The 21,929-nt window shown below is 65.7% G+C and carries 20 protein-coding genes; 17 read left to right on the top strand and 3 right to left on the bottom strand.

Annotation, left to right across the window (positions count from 1 at the left end; all coding sequences use genetic code 11):
* The first annotated feature begins 94 nt into the window (after positions 1-94).
* The 15 genes from CBW66_RS06030 to gabD all read left to right on the top strand — a co-directional run bounded on the left by CBW66_RS06030 (position 95) and on the right by gabD (position 17,050).
* The gene (locus CBW66_RS06030) at positions 95-1,255 is read left to right on the top strand and encodes a fumarylacetoacetate hydrolase family protein (protein ID WP_086137314.1); all 1,161 of its coding nucleotides are present in this window, start codon (positions 95-97) and stop codon (positions 1,253-1,255) included.
* 27 nt (positions 1,256-1,282) lie between these two features.
* Positions 1,283-2,050: an SDR family NAD(P)-dependent oxidoreductase gene (locus CBW66_RS06025; RefSeq protein ID WP_086137313.1), complete on the top strand. Its 768-nt coding sequence runs from the start codon at positions 1,283-1,285 to the stop codon at positions 2,048-2,050.
* A complete protein-coding gene (locus CBW66_RS06020; RefSeq protein ID WP_086137312.1) occupies positions 2,047-3,834 on the top strand; it encodes an IlvD/Edd family dehydratase in 1,788 nt (595 codons plus the stop codon). Before CBW66_RS06025 ends, CBW66_RS06020 begins: the two co-directional genes overlap by 4 nt.
* 116 nt (positions 3,835-3,950) lie before the next feature.
* Positions 3,951-4,952 (top strand): D-xylose ABC transporter substrate-binding protein, encoded by a 1,002-nt coding sequence (gene xylF, locus CBW66_RS06015; protein ID WP_205701115.1) that lies wholly within the window; start codon positions 3,951-3,953, stop codon positions 4,950-4,952.
* 119 nt (positions 4,953-5,071) lie between these two features.
* Positions 5,072-6,643, top strand: coding sequence for a D-xylose ABC transporter ATP-binding protein (xylG, locus tag CBW66_RS06010; RefSeq protein ID WP_086137311.1), 1,572 nt, complete (start codon positions 5,072-5,074; stop codon positions 6,641-6,643).
* On the top strand, positions 6,640-7,782 hold the full coding sequence (locus CBW66_RS06005) for a sugar ABC transporter permease (RefSeq protein ID WP_086137310.1): 1,143 nt from the start codon (positions 6,640-6,642) through the stop codon (positions 7,780-7,782). Before xylG ends, CBW66_RS06005 begins: the two co-directional genes overlap by 4 nt.
* A gap of 32 nt (positions 7,783-7,814) precedes the next feature.
* Positions 7,815-9,014, top strand: coding sequence for a DNA-binding transcriptional regulator (locus tag CBW66_RS06000; RefSeq protein ID WP_086137309.1), 1,200 nt, complete (start codon positions 7,815-7,817; stop codon positions 9,012-9,014).
* The gene (locus tag CBW66_RS05995) at positions 9,011-9,778 is read left to right on the top strand and encodes a hypothetical protein (RefSeq protein WP_086137308.1); all 768 of its coding nucleotides are present in this window, start codon (positions 9,011-9,013) and stop codon (positions 9,776-9,778) included. The genes CBW66_RS06000 and CBW66_RS05995 overlap by 4 nt, the downstream gene beginning before the upstream one ends.
* Positions 9,779-9,862: 84 nt before the next feature.
* Positions 9,863-10,876, top strand: coding sequence for a 2-dehydro-3-deoxygalactonokinase (locus CBW66_RS05990; protein ID WP_086137307.1), 1,014 nt, complete (start codon positions 9,863-9,865; stop codon positions 10,874-10,876).
* Complete coding sequence (gene araD / locus CBW66_RS05985) at positions 10,873-12,603, top strand: L-arabinonate dehydratase (protein WP_086137306.1); 1,731 nt, start codon at positions 10,873-10,875, stop codon at positions 12,601-12,603. The genes CBW66_RS05990 and araD overlap by 4 nt, the downstream gene beginning before the upstream one ends.
* 14 nt (positions 12,604-12,617) lie before the next feature.
* Positions 12,618-13,511: an SMP-30/gluconolactonase/LRE family protein gene (locus tag CBW66_RS05980; protein ID WP_086137430.1), complete on the top strand. Its 894-nt coding sequence runs from the start codon at positions 12,618-12,620 to the stop codon at positions 13,509-13,511.
* 13 nt (positions 13,512-13,524) lie between these two features.
* Positions 13,525-14,178, top strand: a complete 654-nt coding sequence (locus CBW66_RS05975; RefSeq protein WP_086137305.1) for a bifunctional 2-keto-4-hydroxyglutarate aldolase/2-keto-3-deoxy-6-phosphogluconate aldolase — start codon at positions 13,525-13,527, stop codon at positions 14,176-14,178.
* A gap of 64 nt (positions 14,179-14,242) precedes the next feature.
* Positions 14,243-14,665, top strand: a complete 423-nt coding sequence (locus CBW66_RS05970; RefSeq protein ID WP_086137304.1) for a CoA-binding protein — start codon at positions 14,243-14,245, stop codon at positions 14,663-14,665.
* Positions 14,662-15,504, top strand: a complete 843-nt coding sequence (locus CBW66_RS05965; RefSeq protein ID WP_086137303.1) for a PPK2 family polyphosphate kinase — start codon at positions 14,662-14,664, stop codon at positions 15,502-15,504. The genes CBW66_RS05970 and CBW66_RS05965 overlap by 4 nt, the downstream gene beginning before the upstream one ends.
* Positions 15,505-15,595: 91 nt before the next feature.
* Positions 15,596-17,050, top strand: a complete 1,455-nt coding sequence (gabD, locus tag CBW66_RS05960; protein ID WP_086137429.1) for an NADP-dependent succinate-semialdehyde dehydrogenase — start codon at positions 15,596-15,598, stop codon at positions 17,048-17,050.
* 6 nt (positions 17,051-17,056) lie between these two features.
* Here the strand turns inward: gabD and CBW66_RS05955 are convergent, their stop codons facing one another.
* A complete protein-coding gene (locus CBW66_RS05955) occupies positions 17,057-18,181 on the bottom strand; it encodes a poly(3-hydroxybutyrate) depolymerase (RefSeq protein WP_086137302.1) in 1,125 nt (374 codons plus the stop codon).
* Between the two features lie 175 nt (positions 18,182-18,356).
* Between CBW66_RS05955 and CBW66_RS05950 the strand changes: the two genes are divergently transcribed.
* A complete protein-coding gene (locus CBW66_RS05950) occupies positions 18,357-18,950 on the top strand; it encodes a glutathione peroxidase (protein WP_086137428.1) in 594 nt (197 codons plus the stop codon).
* Positions 18,951-19,066: 116 nt separating this feature from the next.
* Positions 19,067-19,429: a DUF1428 domain-containing protein gene (locus CBW66_RS05945; protein ID WP_086137301.1), complete on the top strand. Its 363-nt coding sequence runs from the start codon at positions 19,067-19,069 to the stop codon at positions 19,427-19,429.
* Here the strand turns inward: CBW66_RS05945 and pabB are convergent.
* Together pabB and slmA are read right to left on the bottom strand one after the other, a co-directional pair.
* The gene (gene pabB / locus CBW66_RS05940; RefSeq protein ID WP_086137300.1) at positions 19,422-21,260 is read right to left on the bottom strand and encodes an aminodeoxychorismate synthase component I; all 1,839 of its coding nucleotides are present in this window, start codon (positions 21,258-21,260) and stop codon (positions 19,422-19,424) included. The two genes, CBW66_RS05945 and pabB, sit on opposite strands and share 8 nt — an antisense overlap.
* Positions 21,261-21,281: 21 nt before the next feature.
* Positions 21,282-21,857, bottom strand: a complete 576-nt coding sequence (gene slmA, locus CBW66_RS05935; RefSeq protein ID WP_086137299.1) for a nucleoid occlusion factor SlmA — start codon at positions 21,855-21,857, stop codon at positions 21,282-21,284.
* Between the last annotated feature and the right edge of the window lie 72 nt (positions 21,858-21,929).

Here is a 21,929-nt window from a genome sequence, read left to right as displayed (position 1 = left end):
GTGATTTTCGTAATTGCGGCGACACAGGGCGGCGCGCAGAATCGGTCCGGACTTGAAGACCCGCCATCCCGTCACGACCTTTTGAAAGCTTGCCATGCAGCCGATTTCCCCCGCCTCCCTGTTGCCCGCCGACCTGGCGCAGGCCGTACTTATCGGCCGCATCTGGCGTGACGGCCCCTGCGTCGTCGCCGTGCGCGGCGGCGAAGTGGTCGACATCACGCAGACGGTGGCGACGGTGGCCGAGCTGTTCGAGCGCAGCGATGCGCTCGACATCGCCCGCCATGCGCCAGGCATCGCGCTCGGCCCCGTGCAAACGCTGCTGGAGCAGGCGCTGGCCGCGCCGGCCGGCGCGCCGCTGCTGCTGGCGCCGTGCGACCTGCAGGCCGTCAAGGCCTGCGGCGTGACCTTCGCCGTCAGCCTGCTCGAACGGGTGATCGAGGAACAGGCGGGCGGCGACGCGGCACGCGCGGCGAGCTTGCGCACCGCGCTGCAAACGACCCTGGGCGGCGACCTGTCGGCATTGAAGCCTGGCTCGGACGCGGCGCAGCGCCTGAAACAGCAGCTGCAGCAGCGCGGCGCCTGGTCGCAATACATGGAAGTGGGCATCGGCCCCGATGCGGAAGTGTTTACCAAGGCGCAGCCGATGTCGTCGGTGGGCTGCGGCGCGCAGGTGGGCTTGCTGCCATCGTCCGCCTGGAACAACCCCGAGCCCGAGATCGTCCTGGCCGTCAACAGCCGCGGCGAGGTACTGGGAGCAACCTTGGGCAACGACGTCAACCTGCGCGATATCGAAGGGCGCAGCGCCCTCTTGCTGGGCAAGGCCAAGGACAACAACGGCTCGTGCGCCATCGGCCCCTTTATCCGCCTGTTCGACGAGCACTTCACGCTCGACACCGTGCGCCAGGCGGAAGTGTCGCTGCTGATCGAGGGCGCGGACGACGGCTTTGTCCTCGAAGGCGCCAGCTTCATGCGCGAGATCAGCCGCGATCCGCTTGACCTGGTACGCCAGACGGCAGGCCAGTACCACCAGTATCCGGACGGCTTCATGCTGTTCCTGGGAACCATGTTCTCGCCCGTGAAGGACCGTGGCGCGTCGGGCGGCGGCTTTACGCACCACCTGGGCGACCGCGTGACGATAGCCAGCGCCGCGCTGGGCGCGCTCGTCAACGAAGTGCAGCGCTGCGATGCGATTGCTCCCTGGACCTTCGGCGTGCGCGCGCTGTACCAGAACCTGGCCCAACGCGGCTTGCTTTGATCCGATTTTTTTAAAAAGAGAGACACCATGCAGCATGCAACTTACCCCAGCCTGGCAGGCCAGCGCGTCGTCATCACAGGCGGCGGCACCGGCATCGGCGTGGCGATCGTCGAGGCGTTCGCGCGCCAGGGCGCCCACGTCACCTTTCTCGACATCGCCCGCGAAGCGTCGCTGGCGCTGCAGGAAAAGCTGGCCCACCTGCCGCAGCCGCCCGTTTTCCGCTATTGCGACCTGACGGATCTGGAAGCCCTGGCCGCCACCTTCGCCGAAATCGAGCACAGCGCGGGCGCCACGGATATCCTCGTCAACAACGCGGCCAATGACGACCGCCACCAGTTGCAGGACGTCACGCCCGCCTACTGGGACGAACGCATGGCCGTCAACCTGCGCCACCAGTATTTCTGCGCCCAGGCAGTGGCGCCGGCCATGCGCGCCAAGGGCAGCGGCGTGATCCTCAACCTGGGCTCGATATCCTGGCACCTGGCGCAGGCGAACCTGTCGATCTACATGACGGCCAAGGCGGGCATCGAGGGCCTGACGCGCGGCCTGGCGCGCGACCTGGGTGCCGACGGCATCCGCGTCAACTGCATCATTCCCGGCGCCGTGCGCACGCCGCGCCAGGAGCGGCTGTGGCATACGCCGGAAGCGGAAGCCGTGATCCTGCGGGGACAATGCCTGCAGCTGCGCGTGGAGCCGGAAGACGTGGCGGCGCTGGCGCTGTTCCTCGCGTCCGACAACGCGGCCAAGTGCGCCGGACGCGAATACTATGTCGACGCGGGATGGTACGGCGCATGAGCACCCAAGGCAACCGCCAGGCGCGGCGTTTCCGCTCGCAGGACTGGTTCGACAATCCCGACCATATCGACATGACGGCGCTGTACCTCGAGCGCTTCATGAATTACGGGATCACGGCCGAGGAGCTGCGTTCGGGCCGGCCCATCATCGGCATCGCGCAAAGCGGCAGCGATATCAGCCCCTGCAACCGCATCCACCTGGAGCTGGCGCAGCGCGTGCGCGACGGCATCCGCGACGCGGGCGGCATTCCGATGGAATTCCCGCTGCACCCGATCTTCGAGAACTGCCGCCGTCCCACGGCCGCGCTGGACCGTAACCTGGCCTATCTGGGCCTGGTGGAAATCCTGCATGGCTACCCGATCGACGCCGTGGTGCTGACGACCGGTTGCGACAAGACCACGCCGGCGCAATTGATGGCCGCCGCCACGGTGGACATTCCCGCTATCGTGCTGTCGGGCGGTCCCATGCTCGACGGCTGGATGGACGGCGAACTGGTCGGTTCCGGCGCCGCCATCTGGAAGGGCCGCCGCCAGCTGTCGGCCGGCGTGATCGACAACGACAAATTCCTGCAGATCGCCGCCGCCTCGGCGCCATCGGCGGGCCACTGCAACACCATGGGCACCGCATCGACCATGAATGCGCTGGCCGAGGCGCTGGGCATGTCGCTGACGGGCTGCTCGGCCATCCCCGCGCCGTACCGCGAACGGGGCCAGATCGCCTATGCAACGGGGCGCCGCATCGTCGGCATGGCGCATGACGACGTGCGCCCGTCGAGCATCCTCACGCGCGAGGCCTTCCTGGACGCCATCATCGTCAACGCGGCCATCGGCGGCTCGACCAACGCCCAGCCGCACCTGATGGCCATGGCGCGCCATGCGGGCGTGGAGCTGCACTCGGGCGATTGGATGGCGCACGGCTACGACGTGCCGCTGCTGCTGAACATGCAGCCGGCCGGCAAATACCTGGGCGAACGCTTCCACCGCGCCGGCGGCGTGCCCGCCGTGATGTGGGAACTGCTCAAGGCGGGATTGCTGCACGCCGAGCGCCCCACCGTCACGGGCCAGACGATGGCGGCCAACCTGGCCGGGCGCGAAAGCACGGACCGCGAAATGATCCGCCCGTTTGCCGCGCCGCTGAAGGAAAAGGCCGGCTTCATGGCCTTGCAGGGCAACCTGTTCGATTTTGCCATCATGAAGACCAGCGTGATTTCGCCCGCTTTCCGCGAGCGCTACCTGTCGCGTCCCGGCAGCGAGGGCGTGTTCGAGGCGCGCGCCATCGTCTTTGACGGGTCAAGCGATTACCACGCGCGCATCAACGACCCGGCGCTGGGCATCGACGACAGCTGCATGCTGGTCATGCGCGGCGCGGGTCCCGTGGGCTGGCCCGGTTCGGCCGAAGTGGTCAACATGCAGCCGCCCGATGCCTTGCTCAAGGCCGGCATCTTGAACCTGCCGACACTGGGCGACGGGCGCCAGTCCGGTACCTCGGACAGCCCCTCGATCCTGAACGCGTCGCCGGAAAGCGCCGTCGGTGGCGGCCTGGCGCTGCTGCGCACGGGCGACATCATCCGCGTGGACCTGAACGGGGGCCAGTGCGACATGCTGGTCGATGCGGCTGAACTGGCGCGCCGCGCCCAGGAATTGCCGCCGCCGGTCAACGACAGCGCCACGCCATGGCAGGAGATTTACCGCGCCAGCGTGGGCCAGCTGGAAACGGGCGCCTGCATGGAGCTGGCGCTGAAATACCGCGCCGTGGGACAGACCCTGCCGCGCCACAACCATTAGCAGGCAGGTCTGGGTAGGTCGGGTTAGCGCTGCGCGCGTAACCCGACAAGCACCACATTTTTCAGCAGCACCCGTAGTTCAAAACGTTGTTAATAAAATCCACAAGGAGACACACAATGAACAAGATCATCAGTGCAGCCATCATGACCGCCATGCTGGCATTGAGCAGCAGCGCCGCCCTGGCCGACGCGAAAAACCCGAAGATCGGCTTTTCCATCGACGATTTGCGCGTCGAGCGCTGGACGCGCGACCGCGATTTCTTCATCGCCGCGGCCGAAAAGCAGGGCGCCAAGGTCTTCGTGCAATCGGCCGACGCCAGCGAGCAGCGCCAGATTTCGCAGATCGAAAACCTGATCTCGCGCGGCGTGGACGTGCTGGTGATCGTGCCGTTCAACGCCACGGTGCTCAACAACACTGTCAAGGAAGCGAAAAAGGCCGGCATCAAGGTGCTGTCGTATGACCGCCTGATCCTGAATGCCGATATCGATGCGTATATCTCGTTCGACAACGAGAAAGTGGGCGAGATGCAGGCCGAAGGCGTGACCAAGCTGCAGCCGAAGGGCAATTACTACCTGCTGGGCGGCTCGCCGACCGACAACAACGCCAAGATGCTGCGCGAAGGGCAAATGAAAGTATTGAAACCGTTCATCGACAAGGGCGACATCAAGATCGTCGGCCAGCAGTGGGTGAAGGACTGGAGCGCCACCGAAGCGCTGTCCATCGTGGAAAACGCGCTGACGGCCAACGGCAACAAGATCGACGCCATCGTCGCCTCGAACGACGGCACGGCCGGCGGCGCCATCCAGGCCCTGGCCGCGCAAAAACTGGCCGGCAAGGTGCCGGTCTCGGGCCAGGACGCCGATCTGGCGGCGGTGAAACGCGTCATCGCCGGCACGCAGTCGATGACCGTCTACAAACCCCTGAAAACCATCGCTGCCGAAGCGGCCAAGCTGGCCGTGCAACTGGCACGTAATGAAAAGCCGGCCTACAACTCCAGCTATGAGAACGGCCTGAAAAAGGTCAGCACGGTGCTGCTCAAACCGACTCCGCTGACCAAGGCGAATGTGAACATTCTCGTCGACGACGGCTTCTATACCAAGGCGCAGCTGGGTAATTAATCCGCCGCTAGATGTCGGCTTACGCGCTGCGCGCCAAGCCGACCTACCCGATTTTAACGGTAGGTCGGATTAGCGCAGCGTAATCCGACATTCTTTTCGTATCCGCAACGAGAGTGAGCATGTCCGACTATCTGCTTGAAATGAAAGGCATCGTCAAACAGTTTGGCGGTGTCCGCGCGCTTGACGGCATCGACCTGCAGGTGCGGGCCGGCGAGTGCATCGGCCTGTGCGGCGAGAATGGCGCCGGCAAGTCGACCCTGATGAAGGTGCTGTCCGGCGTGTACCCGCACGGCACCTGGGACGGCGAGATCCTGTGGGATGGCCAGCCCTTGCGCGCGCAATCGATCCGCGACACGGAAGACGCGGGCATCATCATCATCCACCAGGAACTGATGCTGGTGCCGCAGCTGTCCGTGGCCGAGAATATCTTCATGGGCCGCGAGCTCACCCTGCCCGGCGGGCGCATGCATTACGCGGCCATGTACCGGCGCGCCGACGAGCTGCTGCGCGAATTGAAGATACCCGAACTGAACGTGGCGCAGCCCGTGATGCATTACGGCGGCGGCCACCAGCAGCTGGTGGAAATCGCCAAGGCGCTCAACAAGAATGCGCGCCTGCTGATCCTCGACGAGCCGTCGTCGTCGCTGACGGCCTCGGAAATCGCCGTGCTGCTCGATATCCTGCGCGCGCTGAAGGCCAAAGGCGTCACCTGCATCTATATATCGCACAAGCTCGATGAAGTGGCGGCCATCTGCGACACCATCGTCGTCATCCGCGACGGCAAGCATATCGCCACTACGCCGATGGCGCAGATGAACGTCGAGCGCATCATCGCGCAGATGGTGGGCCGCGAAATGAGCCAGCTGTATCCGCACCGTGCGCAGCCTGCGGCCATCGGCGAAGTGTTGTTCGAGGCGCGCCACGTGACGTGCATCGACCCCGACAACCCGCAGCGCAAGCGCGTCGACGACGTATCGTTCACCCTGCGCAAGGGCGAGATCCTCGGCATTGCCGGCCTGGTGGGGGCGGGGCGCACGGAGCTCGTCTCGGCCCTGTTCGGCGCCTACCAGGGGCCGTGCCAGGCCGAAGTGTGGCTCGATGGCCGCCGCATCGATACTTCGTCTCCGCAAAAGGCCATCGCCATGGGGCTGGCCATGGTGCCGGAAGACCGCAAGCACCACGGCATCGTGCCCGACCTCGACGTGGGACAGAACATCACCCTGGCTGTGCTGGAGGAATTCGCGCGCGCCACGCGCATCGATGGCGAGGCGGAATTGACCGCCGTGCGCGGCGAGATCGCCCAGCTGGAACTGAAGGCGGCCAGCCCGTCGCTGCCCATCACGAGCCTGTCGGGCGGCAACCAGCAAAAGGCCGTGCTGGCCAAGATGCTGCTGACGCGCCCGCGCGTGCTGATTCTCGACGAGCCCACGCGCGGCGTGGACGTGGGCGCCAAATATGAAATCTACAAACTGATGCTGGCGCTGGCGGACCGGGGCGTGGCCATCATCATGGTCTCGTCGGAACTGGCCGAAGTGCTGGGCGTGTCCGACCGCGTGCTGGTGATGGGCGAAGGCCGCCTGCGCGGCGACTTTATCAACGATGGCCTGAGCCAGGAAACCGTGCTGGCGGCGGCGCTGGACCAGCGCCCTGCGCCCGCCGCCAATACCGCAAACAAGGAACCCGCAGCATGAAACCACACAGTATCAAACAGCTGTTCACCCAATACAAGATGCTGGCCCTGCTGATCGCCGTGGCGCTGATCTGGGCCTTCTTTTCGTGGAAGACGGAAGGCAGCTTCCTCACGCCGCGCAACCTGTCGAACCTGCTGCGCCAGATGTCCGTCACCGGCATCCTCGCCTGCGGCATGGTGCTGGTGATTATCGCCGGCGAGATCGACCTGTCGATCGGCTCCCTGCTGGGGCTGCTCGGCGGCATCGCCGCCGTGCTGGACGTCACGCAGCACTGGCCGCTGGCGCTGAACCTGGCGGCGGTGCTGGGCTGCGGCCTGGTGATTGGCCTGCTCAACGGCTACCTGACGGCGTACCGCGGTATTCCGTCCTTCATCGTCGGCCTGGGCGGCATGCTCGCGTACCGCGGCGTGTTGCTGGGCATCACGGGCGGCATCACGATCGCGCCCGTCTCCGAGCCGATGGTCTACCTGGGGCAGGGCTACCTGCCCGCGGTGCCCGGCATCGTGCTGGGCATCGGCCTGTTCCTGCTGGCCGCCTTCCTGACGTGGCGCGCGCGCGCCAGCCGCGCGCAGCATGGCTTGCCGCAGACGGCGCCCTGGGCCGACGGCTTGCGCCTGGCCGTCATCGGCGCCGTGCTGTATGCCTTCGTGCAAACCTTGAACGGCTACGAAGGCATCCCGCTGCCCGTGCTGCTGTTGCTGGCGCTGTTGGGCCTGTTCAGCTACATCACCAGCCAAACCGTGTTCGGCCGGCGCATCTACGCCGTGGGCAGCAATATGGAAGCGACGCGCCTGTCCGGCATCAATGTGAAAGCCGTCAAGCTGTGGATCTTCGGCATCATGGGCCTGATGTGCGCGCTCGCTGGCCTGATCAACACGGGCCGCCTGGCGGCCGGTTCGCCGTCGGCCGGCACCTTCAGCGAACTCGATGCCATCGCCGCCTGCTTCATCGGCGGCACCTCGATGCGCGGCGGCTCGGGCACCGTGTACGGTGCCCTGATCGGTGCGCTGGTGATGGCCAGCCTCGATAACGGCATGTCCATGCTGGACGTGGACACCTACTGGCAGATGATCGTGAAAGGCAGTATCCTCACCCTCGCCGTGTGGGTCGATGTCAGCACGCGAGCCGGACGCAGATAGCCGTGAAACGATCTGGCACGGGAGGAGACACCATGAAGATGCCGACCGCGCACCGGATCGCGCTGCTGTTTAACGGGAATAAAATCTACGACCGCGACATCATCGCGGGCATCGCCGCTTACCTGAACACGACGCGCGTGTCGTGGGACCTGTTCCTGGAAGAGGATTTCCGCTGCCGCCTGCCCGGCATCGAGCGCTGGCAGGGCGACGGCATCATCGCCGATTTCGACGATCCAGCCGTCTGCGAAGCGCTGGCGCACAGCCGCCTGCCCGTGGTGGCCGTGGGCGGTTCGTATGCGCGCGCCGAGGATTACCCGGCCGGCATCCCCTACGTGGCAACCGATAATTTCAAGATCGTCAAGCTGGCCCATGAACATCTGGTGGAAGCGGGCTTGACGCGCTTTGCCTGTTTCAGCCTGCCCGAGGCCGATGTCAACCGCTGGGCGCAGGAACGGGAAACGGCGTTTTGCGCCCTGATGGAGCGCGACCACATGCGCGCCGACGTGTACCGGGGCGTGGCCACCAGCGCGCCGTCTTGGGACGAGGCGGTGGAGCAGCAGATCGCCTGGCTCAACAGCCTGGAAAAACCCGTCGGCATCATCGCTGTCAGCGACGCGCGCGCGCGCCAGCTGCTGCAAGCGTGCATGCATGCGGGCATCGCCGTGCCGGAGCAAGTGGCGCTGATCGGCATCGACAACGACCCGCTGGCGCGCATGCTTACGCGTATTCCCTTGAGTTCCGTGATCCAGGGCACCGAGGAAATGGGCCGCACGGCCGCGCATTTGCTGCACCAGATGCTCAACGGCGCGCGCCTGTCCGGCACGCGCATCCTGGTGCCGCCGGCCGGCCTGAACGTGCTCGCGTCCACGCGCCACCAGCCCTTCCAGCATCCGCAGGTGATGCAGGCGCGCCACTTCATCCGCCAGTACGCCTGCCAGGGCATCAAGACGGAGCAGGTGGCCGATTATGTGGGCGTGTCGCGTTCCTCGCTCGAAGCGCACTTCCGCCACGAGCTGGGGCGCAGCGTGCACGACGAGATCCTGCACTTCAAGCTCGATGCGGCCAAGACCCTGCTGGCGCGCGGGCCGGGGCAGGTGGCCGAGGTGGCCGTGCGTTGCGGCTTTACCACGGTGCAGTACATGCACGCCGTGTTCAAGCGCGAACTCGGCTGCACGCCGCGCGAGTTCCAGCAGCGCAGCCGGCCGCCGCCAGCTCCCGGGCAGGCGCCATGATGCATCTGCTGCGCAATGCGCGCGGCATGCGCGTGGCCATCGACGCGCACGACGCCAGCGTGCGGGCCTGGTGGGCACCCGACCGCTATGGCCGCCTGGCCGACGTGCTGGGTGCGGCACCCCCTGTGGCGCATGCGTCCACGGGCTGGCGGTACGACCCGCCGGATGACGGCCACTTGCTGCTGCACCTGGCACAAGACGGCTTGTCGGTGCGTCTGGCCTACCGGCTCGACGACGATGGCAGCCTGCACCTCGATTGCGCCGCCACGGCCGATAGCGTTTCCCGTTTTGCGCTTGCCGCACCCCGCTTCAATCTGCAGGGCAGCCGTGCCGCCGTGGGCGACCATGTGCTGCGTCTGGCCGCGGACCGCTACTGGCCTGGCGGCCACGCGTGCAGCGCTCCGCTCGACGTGGCGGGCAGCGCGTTCGACTTCCGCCAGCCGGCGCCGCTCGCGTCACGCCTGGCCTGGCCCGCACTCGTGGACTTGCCCGGATTCCGGCATGACTTTTACTGGACGGGCAGCGGCCAGCTGCGCGAGGCGGCGCGGGTTGCCGATCCCGCTTCCGGCCGGGTCCTGCGTTTCTCCAGCACCCAGGACAGCTGCCATCTGTATTCCGATGCGCGCTGTTTTTCCCTGCTGGCGCAGGGCGTGCAAACGCAGCCGGGACAGCCGAGGCGCTTCCAACTCGCCTATCGTTTGGGCGTGCAGGATATCGATGCGTTTGACATATCCGAACCGGTATCAATGATGTCAAATAAGTGATTGGTCAGATATGCGGGGCAGTTCTACCATGAGGTAGTTTTTCCCTCATTTATTTTTGTCCTTACCGACGCTGCCAACTTGCCCATGAACATACTCACCATCGATGCCGGCACCACCAATACGCGTACCTTGCTGTGGCGCGGCGGCGCCGTCGTCGCCCAGGCGCAGCTGGAAACGGGCGTGCGCAATACCGCCATCGATGGCCATAACGGCGCGCTGAAACAGGCGCTGCGCGACACCATCGCCAGCGTGCTGGCCAGCGCCGGCATCGCGCCGTCCGCCGTCGACCTGGCGCTCGCTTCGGGCATGATCAGTTCGCCCATGGGCGTGCAGGAAGTGCCGCATTTGCCGGCGCCCGCCGGCCTGGCCCAGCTGGCGCAAGGCATGCAGGCGGTGGACTTGCCCGACGTGCTGGCGCAGCCCCTGTGGCTGATTCCCGGCGTGCGCAACCAGCATGGCGCCGTCGGCCTTCATAACGTCGAGGCGATGGACATGATGCGCGGCGAAGAGACGGAAGTCGTCGCGCTGCTCGAACGCCTGCAGTTGCGCGGCGCGGCGACCCTGATCATGCCCGGCTCGCATACCAAACTGATCAGCGTCGACGAGCAGCGCCGCATCCTCGGCTGCAGCACCACCATCGCTGGGGAATTGCTGCAGGCGATTACGCAGCACACCCTGATCAAGCAATCGGTCGATGGCGGTTTTGCCCAGACCCTGGTGCCGAAAATGCTGCTGGCCGGCGCGGCCGCGGCGCAAAAAACGGGACTGGCGCGCGCCTGCTTCAGCGTGCGCACCCTGGGCCAGTTCAGCGCCGTCGAATGCAATGAGCGGGCCAATTTCCTGATGGGCGCCGTCCTCAGCGGCGACTTGCTGGCGCTGCGCAACAGCACCGCCATCCAGATGCGGCCCGATACCCCGCTCGTCATTACCGGCAAGCCCATGCTGCGCCAGGCGCTCGGGCTGCTGATCGAGGAACACGGATTTTTTTATGGCAAGCGCATCATCGTCGACGACCAGCAGCAAGACCATCTGGCCGGTCACGGTGCGCTGCTGATCGCCGCCGCGCGCGGCTTGATTTCCCCGCAGGAGACAGTATGAGCAGCAACAAGAACAAGCGTCCCTTGCGTTCGCAAGCGTGGTTTGGCGGCGACGACAAGGACAGTTTTATTCACCGCAGCTGGATGAAGAACCAGGGCTATCCCAGCGACGCCTTCGATGGCCGTCCCGTCATCGGCATCTGCAATACCTGGTCCGAGCTGACGCCCTGCAATGGCCATTTCCGCGACCTGGCCGAGATGGTCAAGCGCGGCGTGCTCGAGGCGGGCGGCTTTCCCGTCGAATTTCCCGTGATGTCGCTGGGCGAGACGAATCTGCGCCCGACGGCCATGCTGTTCCGTAACCTGGCCAGCATGGATGTGGAAGAATCGATACGCGCCAACCCCATCGACGGCGTGGTGCTGCTGACGGGCTGCGACAAGACCACGCCGGCCCTGCTGATGGGCGCGGCCAGCGTGGATTTGCCCACCATCGTGCTGTCGGGCGGCCCCATGCTGAACGGGAATTACCGCGGCAAGCCGATCGGCTCGGGCACGGACGTGTGGAAGTTTTCCGAAGACGTGCGCGCCGGGCGCATGACCTCGAACGAATTCAAGCAGGCCGAATCGTGCATGTCGCGTTCCGCCGGCCACTGCATGACCATGGGCACGGCTTCGACCATGGCCAGCATGGTCGAGGCGCTGGGCGTGACCTTGCCCGGCAACGCGGCCATTCCCGCCGTCGATGCGCGCCGCAAGCTGCAGGCGCAGCTGACGGGCAGGCGCATCGTCGACATGGTGCATGAAGACTTGAAACTGTCGCAGATCCTCACGCGCGAAGCGTTTGAAAACGCCATCATGGTCAACGGCGCCATCGGCGGCTCGACCAATGCCGTGATCCACCTGCTGGCCATTGCCGGGCGCATCGGCGTGGACATGCGCCTGGGCGACTGGGACCGCCTGGGCCGCGACATTCCCTGCCTGTTGAACCTGATGCCGTCGGGCCAGTACCTGATGGAAGATTTTTACTATGCGGGCGGCCTGCCCGTGATCATCCGCGACCTGCTGGGCAAATTGCATGGCGGGGCGCTCACCGTCACGGGCGCCAGCATGGCCGTCAACGTGGCCGAGGCGGAAAACTTCAATCCCGAGGTGATCACGCCGCTGGCGCAGCCATTCAAGGACGAGGGCGGCATCGCCGTCCTGCATGGCAACCTGGCCCCGCGCGGCGCCGTCATCAAGCCATCGGCCGCCTCGCCGGAATTGATGCAGCACCGCGGCCGCGCCGTCGTCTTCAACAGCATCGAGCACTATAAAAAGCGCGTCGACGATCCCGCGCTCGATATCGACGCCAGCTGCGTGATGGTGCTGCAAAATTGCGGCCCGCAGGGCTATCCTGGCATGGCTGAAGTGGGCAATATGGGATTGCCGAAAAAACTGCTGGAGCAGGGCGTGCGCGACATGGTGCGCATCTCGGACGCGCGCATGAGCGGCACGGCCTACGGCACGGTGGTGCTGCACGTGGCGCCGGAAGCGGCCGTGGGCGGGCCGCTGGCGCTGGTGCGCGATGGCGACATGATCGAACTGGACGTGGCGGGACGGCGCTTGCACCTGGACGTCGACGAGGCCGAGCTGGCGCGCCGGCGCGAAGAATGGCGCGCCCCCGAGCCGGCCATGAAGGGCGGCTACCAGTCCATGTACATCAAGCACGTGACGCAGGCCGACGAAGGCGCGGATCTCGATTTCCTCGTCGGCTGCCGGGGTTCGGCCGTGCCACGCGAGTCGCACTAGAAAGGAAAAAAATGATGGGAACACAGGCCCAATTACTGGTCGATGCACAGAACTTCCTGGGCGAGGGCGTGCGCTGGTGCGAACGCAGCGGCCGCGTTTTCTGGACGAATATCGAAGGCTGCCAGCTGCATGCGCTGGTGCTGGCCACGGGGGAGCGCCAGCGCTGGGACATGCCCGAGCGCCTGGCCTGCTTCGCGCTGACGGACCGCGACGACGTGCTGCTGCTGGGCCTGGCGTCGCGCCTGGCCTGGTTCGACGCGCGCAGCGGGGCCGTCACGGCCCTGCACACGGTGGAGGCCGACTTGCCCATGACGCGCCTGAACGACGGCCGCTGCGACCGCCAGGGGCGCTTTGTCTTCGGCACGCTCGATGAGCGCCCGTGCCGCGATGCGATCGGCAGCTTCTACCGCCTCAACCTGGACCTGAGCCTGGAGCGCTTGCCGTTGCCGCAGATCGCCATCTCGAACAGCATCTGCTTCAGCGTCGATGGCACGGGCATGTATTTTTGCGATTCGATGAAGAAGGCGATCTACCGCTGGGACGATTACCTGGGGGGCGACGCCAGCCGCGTGCGCGTGTTTGCCGTGCTCGATCCGGGGCCGGGCGCTGCCGATGGCGCCACCATCGATGCGCATGACCACTTGTGGAGCGCGCAGTGGGGAGCCGGCAGCGTTCTGCGCTTCGCGCCGGACGGCAGCGTCGAGCGCAAGATCGGCCTGCCCGTCTCGCAGCCCAGCTGCGTGAGCCTGGGCGGTCCGCACTACGACGAATTGTTCGTCACCACGGCGCAGGAAAGCTTGACCCCGGCCCAGCTGGCGGGCGAACCGCTGGCCGGCGGATTGTTTCATGCGCGCCAGGTGGGCGTGCGCGGTTTGCCGGAAGTGCGCTTTGGCGCCCTGCCGGCCTGACAGGAGAGAGCAGATGCAAAAGCACATGGTTTTCAATGGCATCCTCGAGCGGGGCATGGTCGGCATCGTGCGCGCCCCTTCGGCGCAGGCGGCCGTGCAGATCGCCGAGGCGTGCATCGCCGGCGGCATCACGGCGCTGGAAGTGGCGTTCACCACGCCCGATACCCTGGGCGTGCTGCGCACCCTGCGCGAACGCCACGGTCCTGACGTGCTGCTGGGCGCGGGCACGGTGCTCGATACGGAGACGGCGCGCGCCGCCATCCTGGCCGGCGCCCAGTTCATCATCTCGCCTGGCGTGAACGTGGAGACCATCGCGCTGTGCCAGCGCTACCAGGTACTGTCCATGCCGGGTGCGATGACGCCGACGGAGATCGTCACGGCCCTGCAGGCGGGCGCCGACATCGTCAAGGTCTTCCCCGCCGAGATGTTCGGCCCCGCCTACATCAAGGCCCTGCGCGCGCCTTTGCCGCAAGCGCCGCTGATGCCGACGGGCGGCGTGACGGTGGAGAACCTGCATGACTGGTTTGCCAGCGGCGCCGTGGCGGTAGGCATCGGCAGCAGCCTCAGTGGCCCGGGCGCCACGGGCGATTACGCGGCCGTGACGGCGCGCGCGCAGGCTTTCGTGGCGCAGCTGGCGGCCGTGCGTACAGCTAAGTCTTCTGGCTAGCTCCCGGCGCTGGATAATTCTGCTACGCTAGGCGGGCAATGTCGCACGCCTCATAGACCGGAATATGTCCAACATCGCCCGCATCCTGCAAGACAGCCGCATCATCGCCATCGTCGGCATGTCCGACAAGCCCGAACGCGCCAGCCATGAAGTGGCCGACTACCTGCTGCGCCAAGGCTACCGCATCCTGCCCGTCAATCCGGCCCTGGCCGGGCGCGACGTGCTGGGCCAGCGCGCTTACGCCACCTTGACGGAGGCGGCGGCGGCCGTCGCGCCGGCGCGCATCGACATCGTCGACTGCTTCCGCAAGGCCGAGGATATCCTGCCCATCGCCGAGGAAGCCATCGCCGTCAAGGCGGGCTGCCTGTGGCTGCAGCTTGACATCGTCAACGAGCAGGCGGCGCAGCTGGCGCGCGCGGCGGGCCTGGACGTGGTGATGGACCATTGCACGAAAATCGAGCACCGCAAGCTGGCGGTGGCGGCATGAAGGCGCGCACGCAATTTCGCGCCGGCAAGGACTTCGTCCTCGACGAGGACTTTGCCGGCAAGCGCCTGCTGGGCGCCGCCACCAAGGCGGCCAATAAAAAACTGACGCCAGCCCAGTGCAAGGCCCTGGACCGCGAGGAAACCGTGGCGCTGACGGCGCAGATCGCCGAGTGCCAGAGCATGCTGTATGCGCAGCACAAAAAGAAGGTGCTGCTGGTCCTGCAGGGCATGGATACCTCGGGCAAGGATGGCACGGTCAAGGCCATCTTCAGCGACATCAACCCGATGGGCATCCGCGCCGTGGCGTTCAAGGGCCCCACCGATATCGAACTGGCGCACGACTACCTGTGGCGCGTGCACCAGCACGTGCCGGTGAAGGGCGAGATCGCCATCTTCAACCGCAGCCATTATGAAGATGTGCTGATCACGCGCGTGCAGGACATGATCGACAAGGCCGAATGCCAGCGCCGCTACGCGCAGATCCGCGATTTCGAGCGCATGCTGAGCGAAACGGGCACCGTCATCCTGAAAGTCTTCCTGCATATCTCGAAGGATGAGCAACGGGGACGGCTGCAGGAGCGGCTCGACGATCCCGACCGCCAGTGGAAGTTCGATCCCAACGATATCGCCCAGCGCAAGAAGTGGGACGGCTACCAGCGTGCCTACGAAACGGCGATCCGCGAGACCGATGCCGATCATGCGCCGTGGTACGTGGTGCCATCGAATTCCAAGACGCAGCGCAACCTGGTGGTCGCTTCCCTGCTGCTGGAAACCCTGCAGGGCATGAAGCTCGCATATCCGGCGCCGGACCCGAAACTGTCGTCTTTCAAGGTTGAGTAGAGGGTAGGGTAGTTCAGCGCATCGCCTGCGGAATCGGCCGCGCTGTGGCATAGTATCCCTCGTCATAATTCAAATCAGACCGGAGATGCATATGCTGCAGTTGAAAGATCCTACCTTGTTGCGTCACCAGGCTTACGTGAATGGCGCCTGGATGGACGCCGATGGCGGCCAGACGATTAATGTGAGCAATCCCGCCACCGGCGAGCATCTCGGCACGGTGCCCCTGATGGGCGCAGCCGAGACGCGCCGCGCCATCGAGGCGGCCAATGCCGCCTGGCCCGCCTGGCGCAAGAAGACCGCCAAGGAGCGCGCGGCCGTGCTGCGTCGCTGGCATGACCTGATCCTGGAAAACGCCGACGACCTGGCGCTGATCATGACCACCGAGCAGGGCAAGCCCCTGCCGGAAGCGAAGGGCGAAGTGCAGTTCGGCGCCTCGTTCATCGAGTGGTTCGCGGAAGAAGGCAAGCGCGTGGCGGGCGACACCCTGCAGTCGCCATGGCCGGACCGCCGCCTGGTGGTGACCAAGGAGCCGATCGGCGTATGCGCCGCCATCACGCCGTGGAACTTCCCTGCCGCCATGATCACGCGCAAAGTCGGCCCGGCCCTGGCCGCCGGCTGCCCGATGGTCCTGAAACCTGCCGAAGCGACGCCGTTTTCCGCGCTGGCGCTGGCCGTGCTGGCCGAGCGCGCGGGCGTGCCTGCCGGCGTGTTCAGCATCGTCACCGGTGCGCCGAAAGAGATCGGCGGTGAAATGACGTCGAACCCCATCGTGCGCAAGCTGACGTTTACGGGTTCCACGCAAGTGGGCCGTTTGCTGGCCGAACAATGCGCGCCGACGATCAAGAAACTGTCGCTGGAACTGGGCGGCAATGCGCCGTTCATCGTCTTCGACGACGCCGACCTGGACGCGGCAGTGGAAGGCGCCATCGCCTCGAAATACCGCAACGCGGGCCAGACCTGCGTGTGCGCCAACCGCCTGTATGTGCAAGACAGCGTGTATGACGCGTTCGCCGAGAAACTGGTGGCCGCCGTGGCCAAGCTGAAGGTGGGCAATGGCATCGAGGCGGGCGTCACGCAAGGCCCGCTGATCGACGCCAAGGCCGTCGCCAAGGTGGAAGAGCACGTGGCCGACGCGCTGGGCAAGGGCGGCCGCCTGCTGGCCGGCGGCAAGCGCCATGCGCTGGGCAACGGCTTCTTCGAGCCGACCATCATCGCCGACGTGACGAACGACATGCGCGTGGCCACCGAAGAAACCTTCGGCCCGCTGGCGCCCCTGTTCCGCTTCAAGACGGACGATGAAGTGATCGCCCTGGCCAACAACACGGAATTCGGTCTGGCGGCCTACTTCTATTCGCGCGACATCGGCCGCATCTGGAGAGTGGCCGAAGGCCTGGAAACGGGCATGGTCGGTGTGAACACGGGCCTGATCTCGAACGAGATCGCTCCCTTCGGCGGCGTCAAGCAATCGGGCCTGGGCCGGGAAGGGTCGACCTACGGCATCGAAGACTATCTTGTTATCAAATACATCTGCATGGGCGGGATCTAAGGCTGCCTAGCGTGCGCCACGGCGCGCGGCGAGGCGGTCGAGCATGCCCTTGACCGCTTCCATCTGCGTGCCGCTCTTGCGGTAGAAATCCGGATCGATCGGATTGATGCTGGTGTAGCCCCAGAAATCCCAGCAGCCTTTCGGGTTGTACGGGTAGACGGGGCTCGGCTCGGCCTGCGGATACAGCACGATGATCTTGTTGGCGTCCGCCACCTGGTTGTAGCCGGTGCTGGTATAGAAACGGTCGCCGATGGCCTGCGTCGTTTGCAGGCAGCCGTGGAACACCACGTGCACGCGGCAGCTCTCGCTGTCGCAGGCTTTCGGGATGTAGGCGTAGGCCGTATTGTTCATGCTGGAGTACGCGCTCTGGATGAAGCTGCGCTGGTTGAAGGCGATCAGCTTGCCCGTCAGGGTGGTCGATGACGGTTGCAGGCCCGGATACAGGTGCTGCAGGATGTCGCGCGCCTGCACGTAGTCGCAGTCGTTGATGAAGGGCGACTCCGTCACGGCGCAAGGCTTGTCGGCGTTGCTGTCGGTCAGGATGGCGTGGCCCGCGCCGAGCGTGTCGACGAAGCGGATCTGCGCCGCCGGCGTGCCCGCAAGTTGATAGAATTTTCCCACCTGTTCCACCACCGGCCGCGTCACGGTCTGGTCTTTCGTTCCGCTGAACAGATACACGCGCTGGCGTTTCAGGTTGGCCGTGTCGTCGATGAGACGCTCGCGCGCAAAATCGTTTGCCGCGCGCAGCAATTCGCTGGCGACGGGCGGCGCCACCTGCGCGCTGCCGGGATTCATGCAGGTGGTCAGCGCGTTCGTCAGGTAGGGAATGTAGGGGAAGCGGCCCGGCTGGCCCGAGCAGAAATACGGGCCGCCCGCGATGATGCCGGCGCCGGTCACCGTGGCCGAGTAGGCGACGGCAAACTGCGCCGCCATGAAGGCGCCCGAGGACAGGCCGGATACCGTGGTCTGGCTCAGGTCGGCCTGGTAGCCGGGCAGGGCGGGAGCATCGCCGGTCGCGGCGGGCTTGACGGCTTTGGCCGTCGTGGCGGCGTGCGCGCCGCCTGGCGCCAGGAGGAGCAGGCTGGCGGCCAGCAGGGCGGTAGGTAATGCGGTCAGGTGCGGGAAGGGCATGGCAACTCCACAAGGCAAGGGCAGGAAGGCCGAGCATAGGTAAAAAAACTGTGCGCTGGGCAAGTACTGCACGGTCGTTGATGTCGCTCAAGCAATCGCTGTTGTTGTGCGTCTTGTACGCGCATGTGGCGTTTGACATAGAATGGTTTTTTTCCGTTCAACCATGGTGCCCTTCATGTCCAAGACTCTTGCCCAGCTGTTTGCGCTCACCACCCTAGCCGCCGGCGCCAGCCTGGCCATGCCGGCCCATGCCGCCGACACCGCGCCAGCTGCCGCCGCGCCGGCCGCCTGCCCAGCCATCCTTAAGCAGACCTTCAACCGCCTGCAGGATGAAGCGCCGCAAAACCTGTGCCAGTATGCGGGCAAGGTCGTGCTGGTAGTGAATACCGCCAGCTATTGCGGTTTTACCAACCAGTATGAAGGACTCGAGGCGCTGTATGCCAAGTATGGCAGCAAGGGCCTGGTGGTGCTGGGCTTCCCGTCGAACGATTTCGGCAAGCAGGAGCCGGGCAACAGCAAGGAAATCGCCGATTTCTGCTACAACACCTACGGCGTGAAGTTCCCCATGTTCGCCAAATCGGTGGTGTCCGGCCCCACGCCGAACCCCCTGTACGTGGACTTGATCAAGCAGACGGGCAAGACCCCGGCCTGGAATTTCCACAAATACCTGATCGACCGCCACGGCAAAGTGGTGGAGAGCTTCCCCAGCAAGGTGACGCCGGACGACAAGAAACTCGTTGGCGCGGTGGAAAAAGCGCTGGCGATGTAAGTTGCCGGGACCCAAGCAGGCTTGAACGCCTGCTTTTTTTTTAATGCCGTGCTTGTCGTCTTGCTATCATTGTCCTAAGCTGGTTGTTCGCGTTTGTCACAACAAAGGAGAACATCATGGCGTATGTCGATGGATTTGTGGTGCCCGTACCGAAAGCCAAGCTCGATGCCTACCTGGCCATGTCGCGCGCCTGCGGCGCCGTCTGGCGCGAATATGGCGCGCTGGAATTTCGCGAGTGCGTGGGTGACGATGTCAAGCCGGGCAAGCTGACTTCGTTCCCGCAGGCGGTGGACCTGCAGGATGGCGAAGTGGTGGTGTTTTCATGGATCGTGTATGAGTCGCGCGCCAGGCGCGATGAAATCAACGACAAGGTCATGAAAGACCCGCGCCTGGCCGAGATGATGGACCCGGCCAAGCTGCCGTTCGATGGCAAGAGGATGATCTACGGCGGCTACGAGATGCAAGTTGACATCAAGTAATCAGTTTTGCCGGCAGCGCCCCGCGCAGCGCATTGCAGACGACAATCGCCTCGGCGCGCGCCAGCATGGGGCGCGTGATGATGGTTTCCTGCGCGTTCCAGCAGGGATCGGCCAGCATGGCTGCGCGTTGCACGCCGGGCAGCAGGCCGCAGGACAGGGGCGGCGTGTGCCAGCGGCCATCGAGCCGGACGAAGACATTGCTGCGCCCGCCCTCCGTCAGTTCGCCCCGGTCATTAAAGAACAGCATGTCGAAGCCCCCTTGCGCCTCGGCCGCACGCCACGCCGCGTCGTAGCGCGCGCGCACGCTGCTCTTGTGGCGCAGGAACAGGTCGTCCGCCACGGTGGCGTCGGGCGCCAGCATGACCTTGACCGTGTCCGGCAAGGTGCTCAGGGCGCCGCTTTGCACGCTGAACTGGCCATCCTGGCGCAGCGCCAGGCGCAGGCGGAAGGGCGCATCGTCGGGGCGCGCGGCGCAGGCCGCCTGCAGCGCGGCGCGGGCGGCATCGGCATCCCAGGCAAAACCGAAGTAGGCGCCCGATGCTGCCAGGCGCGCCAGGTGGCGCTCCTGCTGGCGGCAGCCGCCGGCGCGGCTGGCGTGCAGGGTTTCGAACAGTTCAAAGTCGTTGCTCAGCCCTGTCAGGAAGCAGGCCTTGAGCTGGCATTCGGCAAATTCCTCGTGCGGGTCGCTGTCGAGCACGATGCCGGCGCCGACGCCCATTTCGCCGCGCCGCAGGCCGCCAGGGCCAACCGGCTGCAAGGCCAGGGTGCGGATCGGCACGGACATGCAAAAGTCGCCCACGGCATGGGCGGCGCCGGCGGCCGGCGGATCGAACCAGCCGATGGCGCCCGTATAGACGCCGCGCGGGGCCGGCTCGAGTTCGGCGATGATCTCCATGGTGCGGCGTTTCGGCGCGCCCGTGATTGAGCCGCATGGGTACAGGGCCTGGAAGATGTCAAACAGGCTGGCGTCGCCGCGCAGGCGCGCCTGCACGGTGGACGTCATCTGCAGCACGCTGCTGTAGCGCGTCACTTCGAACAACGCCGGCACCTTGACGGACCCGGTGACGGCGATGCGGCCGATGTCGTTGCGCAGCAGGTCGACGATCATCAGGTTTTCCGCGCGATTTTTCGGGTCGCTGGCCAGGGTGGCGGCGCGGCGCGCGTTTTCTTCCTCTTGATCCGCAGGGGCCGCCGGCGCCGTGCCCTTCATGGGACGCGCCGTCAGCTCGCCCTGTGCATGGCGCACGAACAGCTCCGGCGACAGCGACAGCAGGGCGCCGCCATCGGGCAGCATCACCAGCGCGCCATATGGCACGGGCTGACGGGCGCGCAGCCGCGCATACAGGGCCAGGGGCGAGCCGAAGGCGTCAAAGCGCAAGCGATACGTGTAGTTGACCTGATAGGTGTCGCCGGCCACGATGTAGTCGTGGATGCGGTTCAATGCGCGCGTGAATTCGGCCTGGTCCACATTGGCGCGGATGCCGGCGATGCCGGCCGGTGCTTCCGTCGCCGGCGTACGTTCGGCCAGCCATTGCAGCACCTCGTCCTGCGACAGCTGCGTGCAATGTTCGAAGACCAGCACCTGCGCCAGCGGCGCCGCGCCGGGATCTGCCGCGCGCGGCGGCATGCCCAGCAAGTGCGCGCCCAGCTCGTAGCCGCACACGCTGACGGCGTGCTGGCCGCGTTGCAAGGCCGCTTGCAGCCCTTCGAGCAGGGCCGGCCACTGTTCCCCCTCGCCGCACCGCAAGACCGCCGCCAGGCCCGTGTACAGGCGCGATGCGGCGCCGGGCGTGCTGGCGTCGTCGAGCAGGGCGAAGCAATCGGTATGCATGGGGACAGCCGCGGCGGTGACTTACCCCAGCAGCATGGCGATTTGCAGCGCCGCTTCCTGGGAGGGATTGATCTTGAAGCCGCTCTTGGCGTAGCGGTGCCAGCGTCCGATGACGAAGCTGACGATCAGGGTGGCGCGCGCTGCCACTTCGCTTTCCTTGCCATGGCCTTCGGCGGCGGCCACGCGCAAGGCCTGCTTAAGCGCCAGTTCCACGCGGTCGTAGAACTGGTTCATGCGCACTTGCAGGCGCTCGTCCTCATTGACCAGCGCGTCGCCGATCAGCACGCGCGTCATGCCCGGATTGCTGATGGCGAAATTGAGCAGCATGCCGACGATGTCGCGCGTTTGCGTCATGCCGTCGCTGTGCTTTTCCGCGATCTGGTTGATCAGGCCGAAGACGCTCGACTCGATGAATTCGATCAGCCCTTCGAACATTTGCGCCTTGCTGGCGAAATGGCGGTACAGGGCCGCTTCCGATACGGTCAGTCTGGCCGCCAGTGCGGCGGTGGTGATCTTTTCGCCTTTCGGCTGCTCCAGCATTGCGGCGAGGGCCTGAAGAATTTGTAGCCTGCGTTGGCCCGGCGGTGTGCTTGCCATATTTTCTCTTGTCGTTAAAAAAAATGCTGCCTTGATGGGGAGGTCCGTCACCGCCGCTAGCGGTGCGGCTTC

This window comes from Janthinobacterium sp. GW456P (genome assembly GCF_002127655.1).
Classification (GTDB): domain Bacteria; phylum Pseudomonadota; class Gammaproteobacteria; order Burkholderiales; family Burkholderiaceae_D; genus Janthinobacterium.
The sequence above is the reverse complement of the archived record's forward strand: the minus strand, read 5'-3'. Positions and strand labels throughout refer to the sequence as shown.